Source organism: Salinadaptatus halalkaliphilus (assembly GCF_006543045.1).
GTDB lineage: Archaea > Halobacteriota > Halobacteria > Halobacteriales > Natrialbaceae > Salinadaptatus > Salinadaptatus halalkaliphilus.
On the sequence record NZ_RBZW01000044.1, the window covers coordinates 13,945 to 38,372 of the forward strand.

At 59.7% G+C, this 24,428-nt stretch carries 21 protein-coding genes; 7 read left to right on the forward strand and 14 right to left on the reverse strand.

Translation table 11 applies throughout. From position 1 onward, the window contains the following. The first annotated feature begins 52 nt into the window (after window positions 1-52). Together rdfA and D8Y22_RS14860 are read left to right on the forward strand one after the other, a co-directional pair. Window positions 53-637, forward strand: coding sequence for a rod-determining factor RdfA (rdfA, locus tag D8Y22_RS14855; RefSeq protein ID WP_141465485.1), 585 nt, complete (start codon window positions 53-55; stop codon window positions 635-637). A 4-nt stretch (window positions 638-641) separates the two neighbouring features. Further along, window positions 642-2,495 carry an archaea-specific SMC-related protein gene (locus tag D8Y22_RS14860; RefSeq protein WP_141465486.1) on the forward strand — a complete coding sequence of 618 codons (1,854 nt, stop codon included), beginning with the start codon at window positions 642-644 and terminating at the stop codon, window positions 2,493-2,495. 46 nt (window positions 2,496-2,541) lie between these two features. Here the strand turns inward: D8Y22_RS14860 and D8Y22_RS14865 are convergent, their stop codons facing one another. From D8Y22_RS14865 to D8Y22_RS14895, 7 genes are all read right to left on the reverse strand, one after another. Then, a complete protein-coding gene (locus D8Y22_RS14865) occupies window positions 2,542-3,027 on the reverse strand; it encodes an Lrp/AsnC family transcriptional regulator (RefSeq protein WP_141465487.1) in 486 nt (161 codons plus the stop codon). A 66-nt stretch (window positions 3,028-3,093) separates the two neighbouring features. Continuing rightward, window positions 3,094-3,897 (reverse strand): enoyl-CoA hydratase/isomerase family protein, encoded by an 804-nt coding sequence (locus D8Y22_RS14870; RefSeq protein WP_141465488.1) that lies wholly within the window; start codon window positions 3,895-3,897, stop codon window positions 3,094-3,096. Window positions 3,898-4,542: 645 nt separating this feature from the next. Then, window positions 4,543-6,087: a class I adenylate-forming enzyme family protein gene (locus D8Y22_RS14875; protein ID WP_141465489.1), complete on the reverse strand. Its 1,545-nt coding sequence runs from the start codon at window positions 6,085-6,087 to the stop codon at window positions 4,543-4,545. 90 nt (window positions 6,088-6,177) lie between these two features. Beyond that, on the reverse strand, window positions 6,178-6,951 hold the full coding sequence (locus D8Y22_RS14880) for an ABC transporter permease (protein WP_141465490.1): 774 nt from the start codon (window positions 6,949-6,951) through the stop codon (window positions 6,178-6,180). Next, on the reverse strand, window positions 6,948-7,805 hold the full coding sequence (locus tag D8Y22_RS14885; protein WP_141465491.1) for an ABC transporter permease: 858 nt from the start codon (window positions 7,803-7,805) through the stop codon (window positions 6,948-6,950). Before D8Y22_RS14885 ends, D8Y22_RS14880 begins: the two co-directional genes overlap by 4 nt. Next, window positions 7,802-8,854, reverse strand: coding sequence for an ABC transporter ATP-binding protein (locus D8Y22_RS14890; RefSeq protein ID WP_141465492.1), 1,053 nt, complete (start codon window positions 8,852-8,854; stop codon window positions 7,802-7,804). The genes D8Y22_RS14885 and D8Y22_RS14890 overlap by 4 nt, the downstream gene beginning before the upstream one ends. A 5-nt stretch (window positions 8,855-8,859) precedes the next feature. Further along, entirely contained in the window at window positions 8,860-9,939 is a 1,080-nt protein-coding gene (locus tag D8Y22_RS14895) for an ABC transporter substrate-binding protein (protein WP_246084458.1), read from the reverse strand. Between the two features lie 272 nt (window positions 9,940-10,211). On the opposite strand from D8Y22_RS14895, the gene D8Y22_RS14900 reads away from it, so the two are divergent. Continuing rightward, complete coding sequence (locus D8Y22_RS14900; RefSeq protein WP_141465493.1) at window positions 10,212-11,294, forward strand: ABC transporter substrate-binding protein; 1,083 nt, start codon at window positions 10,212-10,214, stop codon at window positions 11,292-11,294. A gap of 74 nt (window positions 11,295-11,368) precedes the next feature. Here the strand turns inward: D8Y22_RS14900 and D8Y22_RS14905 are convergent, their stop codons facing one another. From D8Y22_RS14905 to D8Y22_RS14915, 3 genes are all read right to left on the reverse strand, one after another. Then, window positions 11,369-12,160, reverse strand: a complete 792-nt coding sequence (locus D8Y22_RS14905) for an enoyl-CoA hydratase/isomerase family protein (RefSeq protein WP_141465494.1) — start codon at window positions 12,158-12,160, stop codon at window positions 11,369-11,371. An 84-nt stretch (window positions 12,161-12,244) separates the two neighbouring features. Beyond that, the gene (locus D8Y22_RS14910) at window positions 12,245-13,495 is read right to left on the reverse strand and encodes an acyl-CoA dehydrogenase family protein (protein ID WP_141465495.1); all 1,251 of its coding nucleotides are present in this window, start codon (window positions 13,493-13,495) and stop codon (window positions 12,245-12,247) included. A gap of 83 nt (window positions 13,496-13,578) precedes the next feature. Then, window positions 13,579-14,598, reverse strand: coding sequence for a TIGR03617 family F420-dependent LLM class oxidoreductase (locus D8Y22_RS14915; protein WP_141465496.1), 1,020 nt, complete (start codon window positions 14,596-14,598; stop codon window positions 13,579-13,581). A gap of 327 nt (window positions 14,599-14,925) precedes the next feature. Between D8Y22_RS14915 and D8Y22_RS14920 the strand changes: the two genes are divergently transcribed. Then, the gene (locus D8Y22_RS14920; RefSeq protein ID WP_246084459.1) at window positions 14,926-15,915 is read left to right on the forward strand and encodes an ABC transporter substrate-binding protein; all 990 of its coding nucleotides are present in this window, start codon (window positions 14,926-14,928) and stop codon (window positions 15,913-15,915) included. A 129-nt stretch (window positions 15,916-16,044) separates the two neighbouring features. Beyond that, entirely contained in the window at window positions 16,045-17,247 is a 1,203-nt protein-coding gene (locus tag D8Y22_RS14925) for an acyl-CoA dehydrogenase family protein (RefSeq protein WP_141465498.1), read from the forward strand. 123 nt (window positions 17,248-17,370) lie between these two features. Here D8Y22_RS14925 and D8Y22_RS14930 read toward each other — a convergent pair whose 3' ends face one another. Then, window positions 17,371-18,486: a phosphotransferase family protein gene (locus D8Y22_RS14930; protein WP_141465499.1), complete on the reverse strand. Its 1,116-nt coding sequence runs from the start codon at window positions 18,484-18,486 to the stop codon at window positions 17,371-17,373. A 138-nt stretch (window positions 18,487-18,624) separates the two neighbouring features. Here D8Y22_RS14930 and D8Y22_RS14935 point away from each other — a divergent pair, with 138 nt between their 5' ends. After that, window positions 18,625-19,872, forward strand: a complete 1,248-nt coding sequence (locus D8Y22_RS14935; RefSeq protein WP_141465500.1) for an acyl-CoA dehydrogenase family protein — start codon at window positions 18,625-18,627, stop codon at window positions 19,870-19,872. Window positions 19,873-20,020: 148 nt separating this feature from the next. Here the strand turns inward: D8Y22_RS14935 and D8Y22_RS14940 are convergent, their stop codons facing one another. The 3 genes from D8Y22_RS14940 to D8Y22_RS14950 form a co-directional block, all read right to left on the reverse strand. Beyond that, on the reverse strand, window positions 20,021-21,547 hold the full coding sequence (locus tag D8Y22_RS14940; protein WP_141465501.1) for a class I adenylate-forming enzyme family protein: 1,527 nt from the start codon (window positions 21,545-21,547) through the stop codon (window positions 20,021-20,023). An 89-nt stretch (window positions 21,548-21,636) separates the two neighbouring features. Continuing rightward, the gene (locus D8Y22_RS14945) at window positions 21,637-22,713 is read right to left on the reverse strand and encodes a phosphotransferase family protein (RefSeq protein WP_141465502.1); all 1,077 of its coding nucleotides are present in this window, start codon (window positions 22,711-22,713) and stop codon (window positions 21,637-21,639) included. Beyond that, complete coding sequence (locus D8Y22_RS14950) at window positions 22,710-23,165, reverse strand: hypothetical protein (RefSeq protein ID WP_141465503.1); 456 nt, start codon at window positions 23,163-23,165, stop codon at window positions 22,710-22,712. The genes D8Y22_RS14945 and D8Y22_RS14950 overlap by 4 nt, the downstream gene beginning before the upstream one ends. Window positions 23,166-23,348: 183 nt before the next feature. Between D8Y22_RS14950 and D8Y22_RS14955 the strand changes: the two genes are divergently transcribed. Then, window positions 23,349-24,416 carry an ABC transporter substrate-binding protein gene (locus D8Y22_RS14955; RefSeq protein WP_141465504.1) on the forward strand — a complete coding sequence of 356 codons (1,068 nt, stop codon included), beginning with the start codon at window positions 23,349-23,351 and terminating at the stop codon, window positions 24,414-24,416. The last annotated feature ends 12 nt before the right edge of the window (window positions 24,417-24,428 follow it).

The window sequence follows — 24,428 nt, forward strand, 5'->3', positions numbered from 1 at the left end:
ACCAATGTCAGTAATCGTAGTTCTTATTTATCTTCGAACGGAACTGAGAGCGATGAGTGAGTACGGCTGTAAAGTTTGTCGAGTACTAGATACGTACGGGATGGACCGGTACGAATCGGATCTCGTCTCCCAGTGGCAAGCCGACGGACCCCAACGCAAGGGGTACCGACAGTTGGCCGAATGGTTCAACGTGTTGTTGCTTCGGCGTGAGATGGATCGTGCGGGGCTCTCGACGCTTGGTGACGAAGCCGAATCGAAATACGAGCGCCTGACGGCCGATGGAACGGTTGCAGAAGAGGTTGCAAACAGCCTGGGGAACGACGGACTGCCAATCGAGCAACTTCGAGACGACTTCGTCTCCTACGGCGTTATTCGAACCCATCTCAAGGAGTGTCTCGGCGAGGAGGTCTCGTTTTCGGGTGGTGACTGGGAACAGGATACGATCGAGATCGTCCAAAACCACGCGGTGGACAAGATTGCAGAGGCAGTCAGCTCGCTTCAGAGCAAAGAGCAGTTGACTGCGGGAGGCGACCTCGAGATCGCTGTAACGGTCGAACTCGAGTGTGACAATTGCCACACCCGCATTCCGATCGAACGGGCCATGCGTCGCGGCCACGTGTGTACCTGTACCGAGTGATAGCATGGAGGAAGGACCACTCGAACTCAAACTAGAGAATGTCGGCGGTATCGAGGAACAATCGCTGACGATTACGGAGGAGACGACGTTTATACAGGGTCCAAATGCCGCAAACAAGAGTTCGTTTCTGAAGGGGTTGCTCTTCGTACTCGGTGCCCGATCGGTGCCGATTCGCAGCGGATCGACGGACGCACGGGTCGTGCTTTCGACGGACGACCGGCGAATCGAGCGGACGGCCCATCGTCGGAACGGGACCATCGAGCTATCGGACGACGCGTGGATCGACGACGCCGACGCCGTCGTGCTTCTCGAGCGGTTTGCAGCGCTGCTGGAGACGAATCCGCTCCGGACTGCTGTCGGACGCAACGACAGCGTCGAATCGCTGCTCAAGGAGCCGATGAACATCGAGCAACTCGAGGCGCGCCGCTCCGAAAAGATGCAACGCAAGCGGGAGTTGGCCGCCGAGCTCGAGTCGACCGACGACGTCGACGAGCGTCTGGCGGCTCGCGAACGCGACCTCGAGGCAAAACGCGAGCGCGTCGACTCGCTCGAAACCCGGCTCGAGGAACTCTACGACGAACAAGACGAGACGATTTCGACCGAGGACGACGAGCTCGAGGCGTTACGAGAACGACGCGCAGAATTACGCTCCGACGAGACCGAACAGACCAGCCAGATCGAGCAGCTCGAGTCCTCGATCGAACGTCTCGAATCGCAGTTAGCAGCGACGACCGAGTCGCTCGAGGACGCCCGTGACGCCGTCGACGGCACCGACATTGACGAACTCAAACGCGAACGGGAGCGCCGTCGCGCCGACCTCGAAGACGTAACGAAACGTCTCGAGGTGTTACAGACGGTGCTGACCGCAAACCGAGAGATGCGAGATTCGGAGCATACGGGAGCACTCGGCTACGATTCCGGACTCGTCGGCGACGAGTTAACGTGTTGGGCCTGTGGCGGTGAGGCGTCGATCGAAGATATCGACGAGACGATCGATGAACTCGCGGATCTCGTCGCCGACGACAAACGACGAAAGCGAGAGCACGAACCGGAGATCGAAGCGTTGACAGACCGGATCGACGAGATCGAATCGACGACGGCGGAGATCAAACAGCTCGAAGCGGACAAACAAGAGATCAAGCAAACGCTGTCGAACCGGCAGGATTCGCTCACAGAACACCGATCCCGGTTACAAGCGGTTCGAGACGAGATCGACGACCTCGACGAGGAAATCACAGCCGTCGAATCGGACCAGGCCACCGACCACGCCGACCTCGCCGACGAGATCGAGGAGACGCGAGTCGAGTTGCAGACCGTGCGCCGAGAGATCGAGCGTCTCGAGGATACCTGCAAGTCGCTGCGGGAGACGCGTACGGAACGTGAAGAGACGAAAGCGGAAATCGAGGCGCTCTCGGCGGAGATCCAGACGCTTACCGACCGGATCGAAAACCTCGAAAACGAGCTTCGGACCGTGTTCAACGACGCGATGGATGATCTCCTCGAGGTACTCGAGTTCGAACGAATCGAGCGCGTCTGGCTCGACGGCGAGTTCGAGCTCGTCATCGCACGACAGATCGACGGCCAAACCCGGACGGAACATCTCGACCACCTGGCCGAAAGCGAACGGGAGATGATCGGTCTAGTTCTTGCACTGGCTGGATATATTACCTACGATGTAAGCGACGTAACACCAGTGCTCGTCCTCGATTCGCTCGGCGCGTTCGATTCGGAACGAACGCGGCGACTGGTCGATTACTTCGCGGACGAAACGGAGTATCTCGTAGCAACGGCCCATCCGGAAGCCGATGTCGATTCAGAGTTCGAGACTGTCGCGTTCGAGTCATCCACGACCGAGTAGATCGTCTCGACACCGGGTACAGCGTAATTACAAATTTGCAAGATAGTCAGTTCACTGGGAGGTAGTTACTAATATTGACCGCACGATCCGTTTCGATGAAGTGATCCATCTCCACGACGGTCTCGAGTCCCCGAACCTCGGCAAGCAATGCGTTGATTTCGGTGTTCGACGGCGCGGTCGCGATCGCGTAGACGTCGACGGTGCCGAAGCCGTACGCGACGAACCAGAAGTTCATCTCCGCTATCGCCTCGAACGCATCCCGTTTCGGTTGTGGTCCGTCTTCGGTGCGAACGGTGACGACGACGAGCTCCCAGCTGTTTTTCTCCGGTCGTGGGAGAAAGAAGCTGGTCATATTGTCGAACAGGGTAGTCACTCGGCGGCGAACACCTTCGCTGCTCATTTGGATGTCGTTTTCGGCCAGTTCGTCGGCGATATCCGCGTACGGCTGTCGTGGGTTGTCCGCGAGAATCTCGAGGATTTGGCGATCGATTTCGTCGATGTTGAGCCGTCCGTCGTTACATTCGATCGACATACGTGAGTACAGAACGGTCGGCGATATAAATCCAATCGGTTCCGCCGTCGGCCGTGGGATCGATCGCTACCGGCCTTCGAACTCCGGTTCGCGGTCCTCTAAGCGGGCACTGAACCCTTCGGTATAATCGTGTGTGTCGTCCAACTGTTCGCCAAGCGCCTGTTCGTACTCGAGGCCTTCGTCGAGGGGCATCTCGAGGGCGGCGTTGAGCGCCTTTCGTGCGTTTTCGATCCCCAGCGGGGCGTTTGCCGCAAGATCGTCTGCAAGTGCTCGAGCGTGTTCGTCGACGTCCTCGGGGTCACAGACCTCGTTGACGAGCCCGATCTGTTTGGCTTCGGTGGGATCGATGAACTCGCCGCTCAAAACGAGCTCTTTCGCCTTTGCCAGGCCGATGAGACGTGGTAGACGTTGGGTCGCGCCGCCGTGGGGGAAGGTACCGAGCTTGACCTCGATGACGCCGTACTTGGCGTCGGTCGAAATAACGCGGAAGTCCGCCGGCAGTGAGAGTTCGAACGCGCCCGCGGGTGCTGCACGTTTGATCCCGACGACGGTCGGCACGCGCGCGTTGTCGATGGTTTCGATTACCTCACCGAGCTGGCTCGCGTCCCCTCCCTGGTCGTCGTCCGCTTGGGCCTGTTCGCCGCGCTCGAGCATCATGTCGAGGTCCATCCCTGCACAGAAGACTGGACCGTCACCGAGGAGTGTGATCGCGCGAACGGAATCGTCGGCGTTTACCGCCTCGATAGCCTGCTTGAGGTCCGACAGCAAGGCCTCGTTCATCGCGTTTCGTTTGTCCGGACGGTTCAACACGACATCAGCGCGGTGTCCATCGATCGATACGAGTACGTTACCTGTGCCTATCTCTCGCATACAGACAACTCGTTCATGACCACCTTAATAATATCGACGCCACGCGGCTGGCCGAACTCACTGTCGCCCCACGAGCGGCCAGCCGGTACTCGAACTCGTACTCGGGGGATCCTCCGGGGCCGCTCCTCGAGAGAACCACTGTCCATTTGGCTCGATTTATTGAACGTTGTCCACACACTACAGAGCGTATGCCAACACAACACACACTCCAGGAAAGATAACACACGTAGGGCGTTAATATTGCCGTCGATTTCGACGACCGATTGCCAGAGCAAATAATGTCACTCGGTCGTCACAGTTGCGGGACAGTTGTGCAACTCTCACCACCCCCAACGAATCAACGGTCCGCTGGAACGATGTCCCAGTGCGCCCGTGATCGGTTCTGCGAGCTCGCTTGATACGGTTTACTGTAAGTCGTTACCGCCGAAACCGCGACCCGTCTGCGGTTTCGCCGGTAAATTGTTACAGCAATCCGTATGAGACGGACAATATACAACGATGTCCCACGCCGACACTGCAGAGTCCACTCCAGCGCTGCGGATCGATTCGACTCTGCAGTCGATACGTAGAACGCGACTATCTTTGGTGAGACACACCTGATTGCGCGACGAAAACACGGGTCGTCGAGTGGGGGTACAAACTCGCTTACTCGAGTTCGATCTTCCGGACTTTACCACTCGCCGTTCGTGGGAGCTCGTCCATAAATTCGACCATGCGAGGGTGTTTGTACGCGGCGAGGTTGTCGAGTGCGAATTGCGTGATCTCCTCGGCCGTGACATCCTCGCCGACGGTCGTCGTCGGCGTCGGGACGACGAACGCTTTCGGTACTTCGTTGCGTCGCTCGTCCGGGATCCCGACGACGGCGACGTCGGCGACGGCCTCGTGTTCTCGCAACAGGTCTTCGACTTCGCTCGGGTAGACGTTGTAGCCGGCGGTAACGATGACGTCTTTTGCCCGGTCGATGATCTCGTAGTAGTTGTCCTCGTCACAGCGGGCGATATCGCCCGTCCGGAAGTAGCCGTTCTCGTCGAAGGCGGCGTCGGTCTCCTCGGGGAGATTGTGGTAGCCTTTCATCACGTGTGGGCCACGAATCAGTAACTCACCCTCTTCGCCCGGCGGGAGTTCGTTCCCGTCGTCGTCGACGATCTTGCAGTCGGTCATGCGAAACGGCTGCCCGATCGTCCCCAGTCGCGGCCCAAAGGTGGACTCGTTCCCGGCGTGGGTTGCGCCACTGGTTTCGGTGAGTCCGTACCCTTCGTGCATCTCGACGCCGGCGACCGCTTCGAACGTCTCCTGGACGGTTACTGACATCTTTGCCCCGCCTTCGCCAACGGTCTCGAGACTCGAAAGGTCGTGGTCGCCGAACGACTCGTCGTTGATCATGTCGACGAACATCGCGGTGACGCCGTTGAAGGAACTGATCTCGTGTTCTTCGATCGCCGCCATCGCGTCGGCCGGATCCCACTGGGCCGGATCTCGCAGATAGATGCACCCGCCCTTGATCAGCGGTTGCCACGTACAGTGGTAGACGCCGGTCGTGTGATACAGCGGCAAACTCACGAGGACACGTTCCTCGTCCGGGTCGTCGACGCCTGTTCCCAGCCCCGCGAACGCTTGCGTTCGCAGATTCTTGTGCGTCGAGAGGACACCTTTCGGCGCTCCCGTCGTTCCGCTCGTATAGAGCTGGGTTACCACGTCGTCGTCCTCGCGGTCGACACAGATCGGCTCGCCCTCGACATCCTCGAAGGAGATGTCGTCCGGGCGTCCCTCCCCCACGGTGATGACGAGGGGATCGACGCCGGTATTGTCGATCGTCTCCGCGACGACATCGCGAAGCTGTTCGTGGGTGATGATCGCTTTCGCGTCGGAATCCGTGAGTTGATGCTCGAGTTCCCGTGCGCGGTACTGTGGGTTCGCCGGGGAAACCGGTGTGCCAGCCCTGATACCGCCAAAGAACGCGATCAGAAACGCCGGACAGTTGGGAACGTACACCAACAGTCTGTCGTCCGGCTCGAGCCCGAGGTCGGCCAATCCACCGGCAAATCGTGCTGATCGATCTCGAAACTCGGCGTGGGTAAGCGTTCGGTCGCCCATCTTGATCGCTGGGTTGTCCCCGCGTTCGGCGGCTGTAACGTCGTACAACGCGCCGGCGTTGGCGCTTTCGACACTCCGAAAGTCAGTTCGTTCCATGTCTATCGTAGACAGTACACATGATTGTATGTGAAACTACCGTCTCTCGAACCACGAATACAGCACAAAAGATGCCCGATACTAGGTGCGTCAGCTGCCGATCCAGTCGCCGAGGATACTCACGATGACCATGATTACCACGAGCGTCGTCGCGAGCGCGCTAATCTCCGGACTGAGGCCGGTTTGAATCTGGTTGAAGATGATGATCGGCACCGTCGTCGTACTCGGCGTGACGAGGAACTGCGTCGCCGTGAACTCGCCAAAGGAGATGACGAACGCGATCAGCATCCCCGCGATCATCGCCGGGGCGATGACCGGAATCGTCACGTTGAACGTCGTCTCCAACCGATTCGCGCCCATGATCATCGACGCGTCCTCGAGCCGTTCGTCGAAGGTCAACAGCCTCGAGCGGACGATGAGAAAGACGAACGGCAGCGCCAGAATCGAGTGTGCCAGGATAATCTGCGGGTAGCCACGGGGGATCTGCAGGTAGCCACCGAACCGAAGGAACGCGACGCCGGTGATCACCGGCGAGATCATCAGGGGCAACAGCATGATCGTCGCGAGCGTCTCTTTCATCTTGAACTCGCTACGGACGAAGCCGAAGGCGGTGATCGTGCCGATGATGCCGGCGACGACGGCCGTCGCCGAGGCGACGATCGTACTCACGACCATCGCGTCAAGGAGACGCTGATTCTGGAACAGCTCCGCGTACCACTCGAGCGAGACGCCGTCGGTCGGTAGCGTCGGCGCCGACTGAACGGTAAACGAGGTCGCGATAACGATGACGATGGGGATCAGCAGTATCGCGTAGACAAGCAGTATGGCGGGAAAGAAAGCCAACCGACCGGAAAGTCGGCTCATAGGTCACTGAGCACCTCCGAGATGTTCGCGTAGTGATTGAAGATGCCGATGAGTATCAGCAAGGCGACGGTGAACACGACCGACAGCGCTGCTGCCAGCGGAATGCTGTAGGAGAACGATTGTTCGATGATATTCGCCATCATGAAGTCACCGGGACCGCCGAGAATCGCCGGTGCGAGGAAGGATCCGGCAGCGAGGATATACACGAACAACGCCCCGGCGATGATGCCGGACAGACTCAGCGGGAAAATCACCGTTCGAAGCGTCTTCAACGGCGTCGCGCCGAGGACCTGTGAGGCGTGGATGTACTCCTCGTCGATCGACTGCAACGCGTTGTAGATCGGGAGCGTCGCGAACGGCAACAACGCGCTCGTGAGCCCGATAATGGTCCCAGTTGTCGAAAAGAGGATTCCGAAATCGGTTCCGAACAGCTGTTGGACTGGGCCGGTCGGAAGGAAGAACAGCGAGACCCCGAAGTACCGGATAATGATCGCGATCCAGAGCGGCAAGAGGACGAACGCGAGCATCAACGTCTTGTGCTCGGCCTTGAACGCGATGTAGTAGGAAATCCAGTAGCCGAGGATCAGACACACGACCGTGGTTACGAAGGCGTAGGCCAGCGTTCGACCGAGCGTCCGCACGTACGTTCCACTCAGTGCCTGTCTGTAGTTATCGAGCAACGCACCGTCACCGAAGTTGAAACTCTCGAAGAGCAATACGATGACCGGAATAATGAAGAACAGCGACAACCAGCCGAGTCCGATCATTACCAACAGCTTCGGCATCGACCGGTCCCGAAGCATCGACGGTGGCTTGACGTTCGGGAGCCTGACGTTCCCAATCCCGAACTTCATAACACGATCACCTCGTCCGGATCGAACTGGACCGTGACATCGTCACCGACGGCTAGCTCCTGGGAGGTCCGGCTAAATGCGGTGACCGTCGTTCCGTCGTCCAGATCGACTTCGAGCTCCGCTCGGTGACCGAGATACTCTATGTGAGAAATCGACCCGGTGAACACGTTGATGTTGCCGTTCGTCCGTGCAGCCTGGTGGACGTCTATCTCTTCGGGACGGACGTACACGGACACGTCGTCGGGGTCGACCTGGCTCGAGTCGGTATCGTCGCCGACGTGAATCTCCGTCGACTCCGTTTGGACGACCGGCGAGCTCGTCTCGGCTAACTGTCCCTGGAACTTCGTCGACTGGCCGAGGAACTCGGCGACGAATTCGGTCGCTGGCTCGTCGTAGAGCTCCGCCGGCGCACCAGCTTGTTCCTTTTTCCCTTCACTCATGACGATAACATCGTCGGACATCGACAACGCTTCGGACTGATCGTGGGTCACGTGTAACGTCGTTACGTCGACCTCCTGTTGGATGGCTCTGATCTCGTTTCGCATGTCCTCGCGAAGCACGCGATCGAGCCCGGTCAGTGGTTCGTCCAACAGGAGGATATCCGGTTCGTAGACCAACGCCCGTGCGAACGAAATACGACGCTGTTGGCCGCCACTGAGTTCGTCGGGTTTGTGATCGGCGTGGTCCAACATCTGCACCATCTCGAGATACTTCTCGATCTGTGCCTCGTGATCGCCGTCGAAGCCCTGCATCTTCAGTCCGTATCTGAGGTTTTCTTCGACGGTCATGTGCGGAAACAGCGCGGAGTGTTGGAAGACCAGCCCGATATTGCGTTCGTACGGCGGCACATCGGAGACGTCTTTACCACGAAGATGGACCGATCCCGAGGAGGCATCGATGAGACCTGCAATCGCGTGCAGCGTCGTACTTTTTCCACAGCCACTCGGCCCCAGCAGCGTTGCAAATTTCCCCTCTTCGATGCGAAACGATACGTCGTCGACGGCGAGCAAATCGCCGTAGTATTTTGTAAGATTTTTGACTTCCAACATGATTTTTATGAAGCTTTGATTTCGTCGTGAGCCAGTTCGAGGTCGTCCTGAACCGGGAGTATCGCATCCCAATCGATCCAGGTGAGGTCGTCGGGATGTTCGGTGTAATCGGCTCGTTCAGTCATCTCTTCGGGCGGATCTTCGAACGGTATTGGGTACTGATGGCCGGTACTTAGTTGAATCGCGTTCTCCTCTTCATAGAGGAAGTTCAACAGATCGTGAACCTCCTCTCTCATATCCGTGCCCTCGACGATCGTGAACGCTGTCGACCACGTCACACACCCTTCGTCGGGGATAACGTACTCCATCGGATATCCGTCCTCTCGAAGGTTTTCGATTCGGCCACCCCAGGCACACGCAGCGTACGCTTGCTCCTCTCGCATCCACTGCATGAGCTGGTCACCGGCACCCCAGTATCCGAACGCGTTCTGATGCTGCTCTTCCATCTCGTCGATGACGTCATCGAGGAGATCGTCGTCTTGCGCTGCTTCTCCCGGATCAAGACCGAGATTTGCACACGAATTACCGAAGCGAGCAGGGGCACTGTCGAATAACGCCAGTTGCCCGTCAAGGTCATCGTCTTTGATATCGTCCCACGACGTAATCTCGTCGATCTCGTCCGTGTTGTACCCGATTCCCTGCGTCGAAATGTAGTAGAACGCGCCGTAATCACGGCCCTCGATAAACGGAGCATTCTGCCAGGGATCCGCAATATCGTCGTAGTTCGGTATCTGATCGAAATCGATCGGAGCAAACAGTTCTCCGTCGTGCTCTAACTCGTGAAGTGTAAACCCCCACGGAGCCGGGTTTGTGAGATCGAATTCGTCCGGGTTCTCCGCAATCAACGTGATCATCTCGGTGTCGTCGGCCACCTCCTGGTGTTCGATCTCGACGCCACTTTCTTCCGACCACTGTTCCATCACCTCTCGTTCTGTATCCTGTGTCGTCCCCCCGCGACTGATGTAACCAATCGATCCGTCGCCACCCCCACCCAGACAGCCGGCTACAGCGATGCCTGTGACGGTCGCCCCAGTCTGTAAAACGTGGCGACGTGACATGTGCTGGCCTTGGTTGACAGGCTTCATACGTTTTCGTGAATCTTCTGCCGCATATTAATCATTTTGTACGGTATATTATATTTATTATCTGTCATATCTGCAGCACCAAATTGTTGCTCCGTCCAGAGTTTACAAATGCGGCCATATCCACGGAAAGCACCGTCTTACAGACGCTTCTACTGACCGTCACAGTATCGAGAACGCAGCCGAACCGCGCAGTTCGATTACTGCACCGTCTCTGTTCGGACACAAATCGGTGAAAAACATTTTAACCGACCCATCCCATGGTATAGCAGGTCATGACTAGTGGCGACTCACTACCTTGCAACTCACGACGGCGAGTACTGCAAACGGGCGCTGCCATCGCTGGACTCTCAGTAGCAGGCTGTCTCGGCGGCGACGACGACGCGATTACGTTCCTCTCTCGAGGCGGATCGACCCAGGAAGCCGAACGAGAAATTATGGACGAATGGACCGAAGAGAGCGGTATTACCGTCGAACACCAGGAGGCGCCAAGCGATCAGGAGATGATTCAGTTGATCGCGGAGAATCCCGGCGCCATCGATTTCACCAACTTTTCTGCGTCAGGCCTCGGGTTGGCCCGCGGGGAACACGACGGTGAACTCCTGGCGGATATCGATTATGGCGAGATCCCGAATTATCGCGAGCACGTCCAAGACGAGTGGCAATCGGCTCAACCGATCGACGGTCACGACGATGGCCTCGCGTACCACATCTCGACGCATGGACTCGCGTACAATACCGAAATGGTCGACGAAGAGCCGACCTCGTGGGACGTTACGCTCGAGTCCGAGTACGACGAGCAAGTCGTCTTTTCGGATATCTCCTACGCTCGATTCGGCGTCGGTGCCGCACACGCCGGGTTGGACGTCAACGAGGCGCTTGCGGACGAAGAGCTTCGTAACGACGTCTACGATCAGTTGCGCGAACAACACGCGAACGTCCCGACGTACTGGACCAGCGGCGACGAATTCATGCGGCTGCTCCAGGAGGAACAGTCCGCCCTGAGTACCGCCTGGGGCGGCCGTATCGAGCAACTCCAGGAAGATGGGTACCCCGTCGACTATACGATCCCCGAGGAAGGTGCGCCGTCGTTCTCGAGTTTCATGGTCGTCACCGAGGAAAGCGAGAACAAAGACGCGGTCTACGATTTCCTAAACTGGTACTATGAGCCCGAGCACGCGGTCCAACACTCGCTCAACTACAACTACCCGACGCCGCTCGAGGACCCGCCCGAGGAGCTCACGACTCTCCTCGAGTACGTCGAGTCGCCCGACGAGTTGCTGTGGATGGACTTCCAGCTCGTCTTCGAGCATCTGAGCGAAATCGAGCAAAACTGGGACGAAATCAAAACCGAGTAGTCTCGACTCACAGTCGGCAATAGCTCCGACATCGTAACCGGGAAGAAATATTCGGTGTAGGTGGTTGTAACCGATCAGTAACCGACGAAATCGGGATCTCGTTTCTCCTTGAACGCTTGGACACCTTCGACGTAGTCCTCCGTCTGGGACGCCTTCGAGATCCGCTCGGTTTCGTGGGCGAGGTGTTCGGATAGCTGACGTGCGGAGGCTTCCTCGAGCTGGCGTGAAATCGAGCCAAGCGCCTTGGTCGGACCCGAGGCGAGGGAGGTTGCAAGCTCCTCGAGGCGATCGTCGAACGAATTTGCGTCTGCGACTTCGGTGACGAGGCCGATCTCCTCGGCCTCGGCGGGCGGGATCTTTTCGTTGAGCAACGCGATGCGTTTGGCCTCTTGGAGACCGACGAGATGCGGGAGGTAGTACGTCGCTGAGCCGTCGCCGGTCAGGCCGACGCCGGGGTAGCCAAACTGGAGGTAGGCGTCCTCGTGCATGAGCGTGATGTCGCCAAGCAGGGCGAGGGCGAATCCGGCGCCGACGGCCGGGCCGTCGATTCCCGTAACGACCGGGGTCTCGCCACGTTTCAACTGGTGGACGACATCGTTGAGGAACGACGCACCCCGTCGGAGCCGCGCCGCTGCACTCGAGTCCTCCTCGAAGGAAGTGATGTTACCGCCGGCACAGAACACACCGTCGGAGCCACGCAACACGATACAGCGGACATCGTCGTCCTCGTTGAGTTCCGTCCCGAGCCACAGCAGTTCCTCGGTCATTCCGTCGTTCAGCGAGTTCATCGCCGACTCGCTCTCGATCGAGAGATACGCGATCCCGTCCTCGGTCTGTTCTACCGCGAAGTTATCAAATTCTTTCATAATTACGAATTGATGATCGGTGGCCGATGGTTTATGTGTTTGGCTCCGAGCGAACGACCGCCCGCAGCCGATCGTCGTCCTCGCTTACTCGTCGAGGGCGTCGATGCGTCGTTCCTCGTCGAACCGAAGGACGTTCTCGAGTTCGTCCTCTTCGAGGTCCTCGAACGCCCAGCGGGCGATCGATCGGCGGTGGACCTCGTCCGGCCCGTCGACGATGCGGAACGGACGGACGTTCTCGTAGAAGTGTGCCAACGGCAGGTCCTTCCCGATGCCGTTCCCACCGCAACACTGGATCGCGAGGTCGATGATCTCGTTGGTGACGTTCGCGGTGAAGTTCTTGGCCATCGCGACCTCGATGCGGGCGTCGCTGCGATCGAGTTCGCGGGCGGCGTGACGGGACATCGTCCGCGCGGCGTGCAACCGCGTTTCGGCATCGGCGATGCGGTGTCTGAGTGCCTGTTTTTCGGACAGCGTCGAGCCGAAGCCTTCGCGTTCACTAACGTACGCTTTCGCGATCTCAAGCGAGCGCTGGGCCATCCCGGAGTAGCGCATGCAGTGGGTGAGTCGGCCGCCACCCAGTCGCATCTGTGCGACTCTGAACCCGCCGCCCTCCTCGCCGACCGTGTTCTCGACGGGAACGCGGACGTTCTCGTATTTCACCTCGGCGTGGCCGCCGGTCCGTTCGGTGATACCGTGGCCGCCGAGGTGGCCGACGTTACGGACGATGTTGACGCCGTCCGTGTCGGTCGGCACGAGGATGATCGACGTCCCTTCGTAGGGATGGGCCTCGAGGTCGGTGCGAGCCATCACCAGCAGGAAATCCGCGTCCTGACCGTCGGAGGTCCACCACTTGTGGCCGTTGATCACCCACTCGTCGCCGTCTTTCTGGGCGGTCGTCTGGAGCATCTTCGGGTCGGAGCCCCCACCCTGGAGCGGTTCGGTCATCGAGAACGCCGACGAAATCTCGCCCTGGACGAGCGGCCGCAGCCACTCCTCTTTCTGTGCTTCCGTGCCGACCATCTCGAGGGTGTGCATGTTCCCTTCGTGGGGCGCGTTCGCACGGATCGAGAGCGCGCCGATCAGCGACCGCCCGACCTGCTCGAACGATGGCAACATGTCCTGGAAGTCGAGCCCCTGCCCGCCGTACTTCTCGGGCATCTGCGGGGCGAAGAGGTCGCGCTCTTTGGCCATCTCCCAGAACTCCTCGATCTCGTCTTCGGTGATTTTCTCGCCGGTCCGAAGCGCCTCGCGTTCTCGAGGGATTACTTCCTCGTCCATGAACGATTCGACCCGTGTCGCTACTTCCTGTGCCGTCTCGGAGTCGTGGTACTCCATACCACGTCATCTATACACGGATTTGTAAATCTACCTAAGGAGGAACGATACCCAGGGCTCTATCGAAAACTGCTCGCCGGCGATCAGTCGTTCTTGAGGTCGTCGAGGACGTCGGCCCAGTAGTCGTTGCCGTCGAACGAGAGCTGGATGCGGTCGGCGATACCGCCGTACTTCTCGTCGATTTCGTCCGCGAGTTCCTCGGGTGGGGCTTCGATCGCGAACGCCTCGAGCATGTCGTCGGTAACCAGTTCGGTCATCTCACCCCACTTGCCCTCCTTCGAGAGTTCGTGCAGTTCCATCCCGACGTCCTTCCAGCCGTGGAGCTCGAGGACGTCGTGATAGGTTCTGGTCGAGCCGTAGAAGGCAATGCGCTGTTTCGCTTCCTGGCGCATCTCGGCGCGTTGTTCCTCGGTTTCGCCCGTAATGAGGAACGGGCTGGCTGAGAGAGTTACCTCGTCGGGATCGCGGTCGCCGATTTCGGCCCCTTCCTCGACCATCGGCCCGATGACCTCCTCGGTGTATTTTGGCGTGTTGAACGCGTGCATACAGAGGCCGTCGGCGACGTCGCCGGCCATCTTGAGCATGTATTCGCTGACGCCGGCGACCCAGATGTCCGGCGGACCGCTCTCGAGGGGACCGGGGTTGAACTCCTCGGTCATGAGCGAGAACTGGAAGAACTCGCCGTCGAAGTCGAGTTCGTCCTCGTTGCCTTGGAAGACGTCGAAGATATGGTTGAGCGCGAGGACTTCCTCGCGAAGGCGCGAGCCCGGACTCTCCCACTCGAAGTCGACCGAGAAGCGTCGTTCGTTGTGCCCCTTGACCTGGGTGCCAAGCCCGAGGATCATGCGCCCGTCGGAAAACCGCTGTAAGTCCCACGCCTGGTAGGCAAGCACCATCGGCGATCGGGTAAACGATGTCGCGATCCGAGTTCCGATTTCGATGTCATCCGTCCGCTCGGCGACGAGCGGAAGGGGGAGGAACGGGTCTTCGTCCGTCTCCGGTGTGAAGACGCCGTCGAAGCCGAATTCCTCGGCCTGAGCCGCGAGTTCCGCCGATTCCGTCGACAATCCTTTCACTGCCGTATCGATTTTGAGGTCTGTCACGTTCGAGTGCACTATTGGCAGGCAGGAAAATAATAGTACCGCTAAGAACTGCTCTGCCGGCGACACGGCAGTCGACGGACGAGTCGGTCCGTCGTACCGACAGCCGGTGCAACCGCGACTCGTTCTCCGATCGTACCGTCGACCACCACTGGTAATTCCCACGCCGACAGAATGGATAATTATGCAAATCATTTAATAAGGTTCTCCAGAGAACGTAGTACGATGCCACGGAGTAACAAGAGTCAGGGTTCTCGAGGCGGACGAATAACTCGACGCCGGGTGCTACAGACAGGTGCTGTCGCGACCGGTGTGGCCGTCGCCGGCTGTATGGGGAGTGACGATGAGACGCTCAGCTTCATCAGTCGTGGGGGGACGACTCAGGACGCAGAACGGGAGCTGTTCGAACAGTGGAGCGAAGAAAGCGGTGTCGAGGTCACCCACCAGGAGGTGGCCGACGACACCGAGATGATGAACCTCATCTCGGAGAATCCCGGCGAATTCGACTTTACGAATCCGGCCCAGTTCGGATTGGCACTCTCGCGGATCGAATTCGAGGGGGAACTGTTTACGGATATCGACACGGGCGAGATTCCGAATTACGAGGAACACGTCCAGGACCAGTGGAAGAACGCGCCACCCATCGAAGGACAGGACGACGCGATATTTTATTACATGTCCTCCCAGGGAATCGGCTACAACCGTGAATACGTCGACGAAATTACGTCCTGGGACGACCTGAAAACTGACGAACTCGATGGCAACGTCGCGCTGTTCTCGTCGGCACCAACTCGATTCGGGAACGCGTGCGCGGCAGCCGAGGTCGGAGTTGCCGAGGCGCTCAACGACGAGGATATACTCGACGACGTCTTCGAGGAAATGGAAGAACAACACGAGTACGTGTTCAATTACTGGGACGCCGGCGACCAGTTCATGCAGTGGATGCGAGAGGATCAGGCCTACGCCTGCTCGGCATGGGGCGGTCGCGTGCAGGTGATGAACCAGGAAGGGATGGACGCCCAGTACGTCATCCCCGATGAGGGCGCAGTCGCGCATACGAACTACTTCGTCATAACCGAAGAGAGCGAGAACAAAGACCACGTCTACGACCTCTTGAACTGGCTCTACGAGCCCGAAAATGCCGTCGAGCTGAGTACCACTCACAACTACCCGATGGCCATGCAGGACCCATCCGAGGACCTCACTTCGCTGTTCGAATACGTCGAGAGCCCCGACGACCTCCTCTGGATCGACTGGGACGAGATGATCCCGAACCTAGATATGATCACGGAACGCGTCAACGAAGTGATGGCCGGCTAACGCCGCCACAGCTCCGAGTTTGCGACTCGAGCGTACGGCTTTCGGTCGACGCCGAGCTGTCAGTGGCCCAGCGGCCGTACACTGTCATCCGATACCATGATTTAAGTAGTAGTTCAATGGACAGTTCGTATGGATTTCAGCGAACCAGCCGAAGCCACACAGCTCAAATCGGAACTATCGGCGTTCATCGAAACCGAAATACAGCCGCTCGAGGCGGAACACGAGCGGTTTCTCGGTCCGGACGCCGAACGCCACATCTTCGACGACGAGTTCAGGCAGGTGCCGGAATATCTCGAGTTGAAAGCGACGATCCGTAAGCGCGCTGCGGAGGCCGACTTCTGGGGCATGAACATGCCGGAATCGGTCGGCGGACGGGGAATCGGAACGCTCACTGACGCGATTGTGGCCGAGTATCTGGCGAACCAGCCACCGGGATTGCACACGTATGCGGTCAGGGGTGCCGGCGGCGGTCCGACGCCGATTCTCCTCAATTGCGACGACCAGCAGCGCGATCGGTATCTCGAGCCGCTCATGGCCGGCGAAAAGACGACGTGTTTCGCCCTGACCGAACCCGACGCCGGCAGCGATCCACACTTCCTGGAGACGACGGCCGAAAAAGAGGGTGACGAGTGGGTGATCGACGGCCGAAAGTCCTGGATCAGCAACGCACCGTACGCCGACTTTGCGATGGTCTTTGCCCGAACGAGCGGCGAGCCGGGCCAGATCGACGGTATCTCGTGTTTCCTCGTCGATACGGACACGCCGGGACTGTCCGTCGGCGACATCCACCGGCCGATGGGCCACGCCTGGGTTGCGCCGGCGGAACTCGAACTCGAGAACTGTCGCGTCGGCGACGACGCCCTTCTCGGGGCCGAAGGGAAGGGCTTCTTCCAGGCGATGGAGTGGATCGGCAACGCGCGGTTAGGCGTCGCGGCCGGCTGTGTCGGATCGGCCGAGTTCCTCCTCGAGAAGGCCGTCGACTACGCCGAAGAGCGCGAGACGTTCGGCAACCCGCTCGTCGAGCGCCAGGGTATCTCGTTCCCGCTCGCCGAGGTCGCGATGGACATCGAACGAACCCGACAGCTCTACCGGTATGCGGCCTGGAAAGTCGAGCAAGACCAGGACGCCCGCAAGGAGACGGCGATGGCAAAACTCGCCGCGGCAAAACTCGAGAATCGGGCGGCCGACGTCGCGATGCAGGTCCACGGCGCAACCGGCTATTCGCGCCGAGAGCCGATCGAGAAGCGCTACCGAACCAGCCGAGGGAAACGACTCACGGAAGGATCGGACGAGATGCAGAAACAAACGATCGTTCGCGAACTACGCGACTGACGATCCACGCGAGTAGTTCGAGATCGAGTTGCCGTCTTCAGCAGACGGTTTCCCGTCCGTCAGTTCCGGTGCACCCGCGACCCGTGCGGTGGGTGCGCCGGGACATCGGTACAGCAATCCGTATCAGTCCTCGCCCGCGATGATCCGCAGCGCCTGTCGAGCCAGTTCCGGCACCCGCTCTTCCATGAGCGGGTACCGGTCGTCGTCGGCGTTGCCCTCGAGGTGGCGACGGAAGAACATCTCGCCGATACCACCCAGCTTGTAGTAGGCGAGCGCGCGGTAAAAGCGATCGTTCGCGAAGGTATAGCCCGTCGCGTCCTCGTAGCGTTCGACGAGTTCGGACCGGGTGTGATAGCCGTCTTGGAGCAGGTACTCGGCGTCGCCAGCGGTGCCGACCTTGGTCGTGGCATCGTCTTCGTCGGGCCAGTACGACAGCAGCCAGCCGAGATCGGTGAACGGATCGCCGATCGTCGACATCTCCCAGTCGAGGACGGCGACGATCTCCGGCGGCTGCTCGCGGGCGTCGCCCGCTCGCTCGTTCGGGGACCCGTCGCGTCCCCCGGCCGGGCCGAACATCACGTTATCGAGTTTGTAATCGCCGTGGACGAGCGTGTGTGGATACTCCTCGGGCACGTTCGCCTGCAGCCACTCGGTTAGCTCGTGGACTTCGGGAATCTCGCGCGCGTCGGTCGTCACCTCAAACGCCCACTCGTACTGCTGTTCCCACCTGTCGACCTGGCGCTGTGTGAATCCGTCCGGGCGGCCGAACTCCTCGAGGCCGACGGCCTCGTAGTCCACGTTGTGAATCGCGCCGAGGGTGTCGACCATCTCGGCTCCTAACTGCGTGCGGTCTGCCGGCGTCTCGATCTGGTCGGGTTCGCCCTCGCGGATGACGATCCCGTCCAGTTTCTCCATGACGTAGAAATCCGAGCCGATGATGTCGTGGTCCTCGGTCGCGACGACCGTCGTCGGGACGGGAACCTCGGTATCCTGAAGCGCGTCGATGACGGTGTATTCGCGGATGACATCGTGTGCGGTATCGGCCGTTTCGCCGGGCGGCGGACGGCGGATAACGAGATCTTTGTCGTCCCACGTGACGAAGAGCGTCTCGTTGGAGTGGCCACCCGGGTGACGATCGACCCCGAAGTCGTCGGCCGGACCGAGGTGGTCGGCCAGAAACGCCTCGAGGGCGTCAAGATCGACGAGTCGATCGAAGTAGTCGGTCTGTTCTTCTGACATTCGTTGTGCCTCTATGCGTACCATTCGGATACACCCTTAAAATCTCTCTCGTATCGGCGGGACGCTCCGTCAGATCGGTGACCCTGATACTGGGAATCAAGGATAATTTTTTGGTACCGTACGAGAAACCGCATCAGCATGGATATCAGTCCATCCGAACAGTTGCAATCATACCTAGACGATCTCGACGAATTCATCGAGAACGAGATCAGGCCACTCGAAGAAGAACACATCGAGTACTTCGACGAACGTCGCGAACACGCCCGAACCGACTGGGACTCGGGCGGTGAGCCCGAAGAGGAGTGGGTAGAACTGCTCCAGGAGATGCGAGAGCGCGCCGACGAAGCGGGGTTCTACCGGTTCGCGCTTCCCGAAGAAGTCGGCGGTGACGAGGGATCGAACTTCGCGATGGCGGTGATCCGTGAGCACCTAGCGAACAAGGGAGTCGGGCTGCACAACGTCCTCCAGAACGAAGCGTCCGTCGTCGGCAACACTGTCTTCCCACAGCTTCTGCTCCGGTTCGGCACCGACGAGCAACAGGAGATGATCGAAGACGTCATCACCGGTGAGACCGGCGTCGCCTTCGGGCTTACCGAACCCGACCACGGCAGCGACGCGACGTGGATGGATACGACGGCCGAGAAAGACGGCGACGAGTGGGTTATCGACGGCGCCAAGCGCTGGAACAGTGGGATGCACGCCGCGGAGTACGATCTCGTGTTCGCCCGGACGAGCGGCGAGGACGGCGACGCCGACGGTATTACGGCGTTTCTGGTTCCGACGGATACCGAGGGTTTCGAGGTCGACTACTTCTGGTGGACGTTCAACATGCCGACCGACCACGCGGAGGTGTCGATCGACGGCGCTCGCGTCCCCGATTCGGCGATCCTCGGCGAGGAAGGGCAGGGGCTACACATCGCGCAGTTCTTCGTTCACGAGAACCGCATCCGGCAGGCCGCGGCGAGTCTCGGCGCCGCGCAGTTCTGTATCGACGAGGCCGTCGACTACGCGAACGAACGGGAGACGTGGGGCAAACCGCTCTCGACCAGACAAGCGATCCAGTTCCCGCTCGCGGAGCTACACACGGAAGCGGAGATGCTTCGCAATACGATCCGAAAGACCGCCCGGCTGTTAGACGACGAAGGCGAGATGGTAACCGAGTCGGACTCCTCGATCAGCCAGCTCGTCGCAATGTGTAACTACAAGGCAAACGACCTCGTCTGCCGGGCAGCCGACCGTGCGATGCAGGTCCACGGTGGCGTCGGCTACAGCCGGCGCAAGCCCTTCGAGCACATCTATCGCCACCACCGCCGGTATCGCATCACCGAAGGTTCCGAAGAGATCCAGAAACGCCGCGTCGCTGGTCACCTGTTCGACTTCATCTGATACGGTTTACTGTAAGTCGTTACCGCCGAAACCGCGACCCGTCTGCGGTTTCGCCGGTAAATCGTTACAGCAATCCGTATGATACGGTAGCTCGCTCGAGACCCGATCAAACACCGCCATCACCGGAATCCTGCCCGAATAAACGCACCTAGGCGAGTTCGGATTTGAGTACTTTTCCGGTCGGGTTTCGCGGGAGTTCCGACCGGAACTCGACCGATCGAGGCTTCTTGTAGCCGGCGATCCGTTCGTCGACGTGAGAGACGATTTCGTCGGGCTCGAGGTCGGCCGCGTCGTCTTCGGGGACGACGACGGCTTTGACGCGCTCGCCCCAGGTGTCGTCGGGAACGCCGACGACGGCGACTTCGTTGACGGCCGGATGTTCGTGAATCACTTCTTCGACTTCGGCCGGGTGGACGTTCTCGCCGCCGGAGACGATCATATCGTCGGCGCGACCGACGAAGTAGACGAAGCCCTCGTCGTCTCGTTTGATGAGGTCGTCGGAGACGAACCAGCCGTCGTCGAACACCTCGTCGGTCTTCTCGGGCATGTTGTGATAGCCGTCGAACACCGTGGGTCCCTTGTAGGCCGCGCGGCCGACCTCGCCGCTGGGGAGTCGATTGCCGTCTTCGTCGACGACTTTCATCTGGAGTGACAGCGCCGGTCGGCCGACACTATCTGCCTTTTCGAGGGTTTGTTCCGGCGGGAGTCGAGTCGCTAACGCTTCGGTCTGGCCGAAGCTCTCGACGAGGTTGGTGTCGAACGTGTCCATGATTTCACGTTTGAGTTCCGCGCCCGACGGCGCAGCGCCGGTGCCGTAGCTCTCGAGCGCCGAGAGATCGTACTCTTCGACCCCCTCGACCGACAGGAGCATCCGACTCTGTGTCGGGACGAAGTACGAGGAGTTGATCGACTCCTCTTCGAGCAGTCCCAGGACGCGTTCGGGATCGAATCCGTCGGTGACGATCGTCGTGCCGCCAACCGAGAGGTTGGTGATGAAGGGGACGAACGCGCCGACGTGAAACAGCGGCGTGACGATCAGGTGGCGGTTGCCCGGCTCGAGATAGTCGCCTTCGTAGACGCCGTCGGCCGCGAGCGACAGCAAGTTGTCGTGGGTGAACCGACACCCTTTCGGCCGTCCGGTTGTCCCGCTCGTGTACATGAGCGCTGCCTGATCCTGGCGATCCGGAACGATGTCGACGGCATCGTCTGACACGCCCTCGAGGAACCGCTCGTACGATCGAGCGAACGCCGGAGGGTCTTCGCCCACGTAGAGGAACGTCTCGACGGGGACGATGGGATCGTCGTGGATCTCGCTGATCGTGTCCGCGCCGAAAGCGTCGACTATCGCGACTTCAGGGCCGCTGTCGTCGAGGACGTAACTCACCTCCTGGCCTTTGAACCGGTGGTTCACCGGGACCGGCCGCGCACCGATTACCATCGCGCCGACGAAACACTCGAGCGTTTCGACGTTGTTCTTCATATACAGCGCGACCGTATCGCCGGCGTCGACGCCCAGATTCCTGAGCCCGTTCGCGACGCGGTTGACTCGGGATTCGAATTCGGCGTAGGTGGAGGCGGCGACACGCTGCCCATCGGATCGGTGAACGGTCGCTTCTTGCTCCGGATGCTTCCGTGCGTTTCGCCGTGCCAGGTGACCGACAGTCAACCCACTCATATGTTGGCAATTGACATCCTTCGAGATAGGTGTTATGTTGCGTCCGGACCGGCGAGCGTGTCAGCAAACCAATAGCGACCGACTCGAGTCTACGTCCGGTCGGCTTCGATTAGGTCGAGCATATCTTCGATCAGCCCGGGAACGATGTACTGGAACCAGGCGCTACGAACGTCGTCACTTTCTCCTGTGTGGTATCGGTAGGCGCCGCCGATACCGCCGTTCATCATCCGGAGGGCACCGAAGACCCGCCAGTATCGCAGGCGGTCGCGATCGACCGTTCGGCCGGTCCGCTTCTCGTACTCGTCGTAGAACCACTCCCGGTCGGCGACCGCGCCGACCAGGTTCGGTCGTTCGATCGGATCGACGAGCTTCCCGGCGAAGTACTTCAGCGACGAGTAGGCGACATCGAACATCGGGTCACCGATCGTCGACATCTCCCAGTCGAGCACGGCCGAGACCGACTCCTCGTGTAGCAGCATGTTTCCGATGCGGAGGTCGCCGTGGACGAGCGTCGTTTCGGGTACCTCGGGCTTGTTCGTCTCGAGCCAGTCGATGATCTCGTTGACGGCCGGTTCGTCGACGATCGCCATCTCCTCGAAGCTGCGTCGTTGCAAGTCGAGCGTCTCGTCGACGTACGTCTGGGGATCTCTCGCCTCGAGGCAGGGGACGTCGTCGGCGTCGAGTTCGTGGATGTTCGCGATGACGTCGACGAAGTGGTTTGGCAGGGGCTTGCCGTCGCGATCCCAGGAGTCGTACAAGGAGTTGCGGTCGCGAGGGTTCCAGGTAACCGGCGCCGTTCCCGGCCGGTGACTGACCAGGAAAAACGGGCCGCCAAGCACCGACTGGTCGTCCTCGAACCAGTACGGGTCCGGGACGGGGACGTCGATATCGGCTTCGGACACCGACCGCATGGTCTCGAACTCGGTCTGGATGTCGTTACGGATATCGAACGGCCGCTCTTCGTCCTGACCGGGATCGACGCGTGCGACGAGTCGTTCCGACCGCTCGTCTCCGTCCGCCATCCAGGTGGTCGTAAACGACATCGTCTGTCGGGACCACCCCTCCGTGTGGCGTTCGAGATCGGTCACCGTTACGTCGCCGTCGGCCAGTCGCCCCGAGAGATACGGCTCGAGTTCGCCCGTGATATCGTCGACCTCGAGGGTCATGCTGTATCACGTCCGAGCATCTCGAGCTGTCCCTCGACGCGTACTCGTAGAAAGTCATACAGCGGTTTCCGCGCCTCGTTTGCCGCGTCGCCCTCGAGTTCCGCGTTGATCGTGTCGAGAACGTCGTTGCACGTCGAGACGAGGACGGGTTCTAGGTCGTCTCCATCGGCCTCGGACGCGTGCTCGATCCGTTCCCGCGCGTCTGCGGCCGCGTCAGTGACGGCCGATTCCTCGCAATCGCGTTCGACGGCCTCGAGCGCCTCGAGCAACGCGGCTCGTTGTCGGCGTGTGACCGCGCGTTGCTGGCGCAGTTGGGTAGCCAGATACCGCATCGTACTCGACATCGATCCCACCTGTCCCTCGACGAACTCGTCGTCGATTTCCGCTCTGACATCGTCCTGGAGGAACGATGCGAACTGCTCTATGACCTGGGCTGGTTCCAAATGTGGCATCCTTTCACAACAATCGATTAGCACGCAAAAAGGTGTTTCGCCCGGCGAACAGTGATCGGGTTCCGATCACGTTCGACTGGTGTGGTATACTGTTGAACAGAACTACGCGAAGCCGATCGTTCTGTCGCCGGAGAGACACTAATGAGAGGATTAATAATGCACAATAATGTGTGGGGAAAATACATGCGAGATATTAACACACGCGGAACGACGCGCCGACACGTCTTACAGACGGGTGCCGTCGTTACGGGGATCGGTATCGCCGGGTGTACTGGAAGTGACGACGAGAGCCTCAGTTACATCAGCCGTGGTGGGATTACACAGGACGCAGAGCGCGAGATCATGGAACAGTGGTCCGAAGAGAGCGGGATCGACGTCACCCATCAGGAAGTCGCGGACGACACCGAAATGATCGAGCTCATCGCGGCGAACCCCGACGACTTCGACTTCACGAATCCGGTCTCGTGGGCGTTCGAACTCAACCGACTCGAGCACGACGAGGAGCTGTTCGCGGAGATCGATCTCGACCAGGTGCCGAACTACGACAACGTCGACGACGCCTGGCACTCGGCGCCGCTCGTCGAGGATAATCCGTACGGAATTTTTTACTATATCTCTTCACAGGGAATAATTTACAATACCGATCATGCTGATCTTTCGTCGTGGGACGATATCAAAGACGAGGCCTACGACGGCGAAGTAACGCTACAGGACAGTGCCGTCTCCCGATTTGGAAACTCGTGTGCGAGCCTCGGGTACGATATCACGGAAGCGGCAAACGACGACGAACTCTACGAGGATGCTATCGAAGAGATGGAGGAACAACACCAGAACGTGTTCACCTACTGGACTGCCGGCGACGAGTTCATGCGGTTGCTCCGGGAGGAACAGGCGACCGTCTCCGAAGGGTGGGGTGGGCGTGCGGAAAACCTCCAGGAAGACGGCCACCCGGTCGAATACGCTATTCCGGAGGAAGGGTGTATCACCTGGTCGACCGCGTTCGCCGTCGTGGAGGCAAGCGACATGAAAGAGGAGGTCTACGACCTCATCAACTTCATCTACGAGCGAGAGAACGCCGTCGAGTTGACCCTCGAGCACAAGTATCCGATCCCGCTCGAGGACCCGCCCGAGGAGATTTCCGACCGCGCCGAGTACACCGACCATCCCGACGACCTCGTCTGGATCGACTGGTCCGACATCGTCCCGCTCCAGCAGGATCTCGAGCAGCGCCACAACGAAATCCTGAGTTGACGGTCGAACGCA

Coding starts and splice junctions, on each gene's coding strand:
- rdfA (WP_141465485.1), top strand. CDS start 53: ATGAGTGAGTACGGCTGTAAAGTTTGTCGAGTACTAGATACGTACGGG.
- D8Y22_RS14860 (WP_141465486.1), top strand. CDS start 642: ATGGAGGAAGGACCACTCGAACTCAAACTAGAGAATGTCGGCGGTATC.
- D8Y22_RS14865 (WP_141465487.1), bottom strand. CDS start 3,027: ATGTCGATCGAATGTAACGACGGACGGCTCAACATCGACGAAATCGAT.
- D8Y22_RS14870 (WP_141465488.1), bottom strand. CDS start 3,897: ATGCGAGAGATAGGCACAGGTAACGTACTCGTATCGATCGATGGACAC.
- D8Y22_RS14875 (WP_141465489.1), bottom strand. CDS start 6,087: ATGGAACGAACTGACTTTCGGAGTGTCGAAAGCGCCAACGCCGGCGCG.
- D8Y22_RS14880 (WP_141465490.1), bottom strand. CDS start 6,951: ATGAGCCGACTTTCCGGTCGGTTGGCTTTCTTTCCCGCCATACTGCTT.
- D8Y22_RS14885 (WP_141465491.1), bottom strand. CDS start 7,805: ATGAAGTTCGGGATTGGGAACGTCAGGCTCCCGAACGTCAAGCCACCG.
- D8Y22_RS14890 (WP_141465492.1), bottom strand. CDS start 8,854: ATGTTGGAAGTCAAAAATCTTACAAAATACTACGGCGATTTGCTCGCC.
- D8Y22_RS14895 (WP_246084458.1), bottom strand. CDS start 9,939: ATGAAGCCTGTCAACCAAGGCCAGCACATGTCACGTCGCCACGTTTTA.
- D8Y22_RS14900 (WP_141465493.1), top strand. CDS start 10,212: ATGACTAGTGGCGACTCACTACCTTGCAACTCACGACGGCGAGTACTG.
- D8Y22_RS14905 (WP_141465494.1), bottom strand. CDS start 12,160: ATGAAAGAATTTGATAACTTCGCGGTAGAACAGACCGAGGACGGGATC.
- D8Y22_RS14910 (WP_141465495.1), bottom strand. CDS start 13,495: ATGGAGTACCACGACTCCGAGACGGCACAGGAAGTAGCGACACGGGTC.
- D8Y22_RS14920 (WP_246084459.1), top strand. CDS start 14,926: ATGGGGAGTGACGATGAGACGCTCAGCTTCATCAGTCGTGGGGGGACG.
- D8Y22_RS14925 (WP_141465498.1), top strand. CDS start 16,045: ATGGATTTCAGCGAACCAGCCGAAGCCACACAGCTCAAATCGGAACTA.
- D8Y22_RS14930 (WP_141465499.1), bottom strand. CDS start 18,486: ATGTCAGAAGAACAGACCGACTACTTCGATCGACTCGTCGATCTTGAC.
- D8Y22_RS14935 (WP_141465500.1), top strand. CDS start 18,625: ATGGATATCAGTCCATCCGAACAGTTGCAATCATACCTAGACGATCTC.
- D8Y22_RS14940 (WP_141465501.1), bottom strand. CDS start 21,547: ATGAGTGGGTTGACTGTCGGTCACCTGGCACGGCGAAACGCACGGAAG.
- D8Y22_RS14945 (WP_141465502.1), bottom strand. CDS start 22,713: ATGACCCTCGAGGTCGACGATATCACGGGCGAACTCGAGCCGTATCTC.
- D8Y22_RS14950 (WP_141465503.1), bottom strand. CDS start 23,165: ATGCCACATTTGGAACCAGCCCAGGTCATAGAGCAGTTCGCATCGTTC.
- D8Y22_RS14955 (WP_141465504.1), top strand. CDS start 23,349: ATGCGAGATATTAACACACGCGGAACGACGCGCCGACACGTCTTACAG.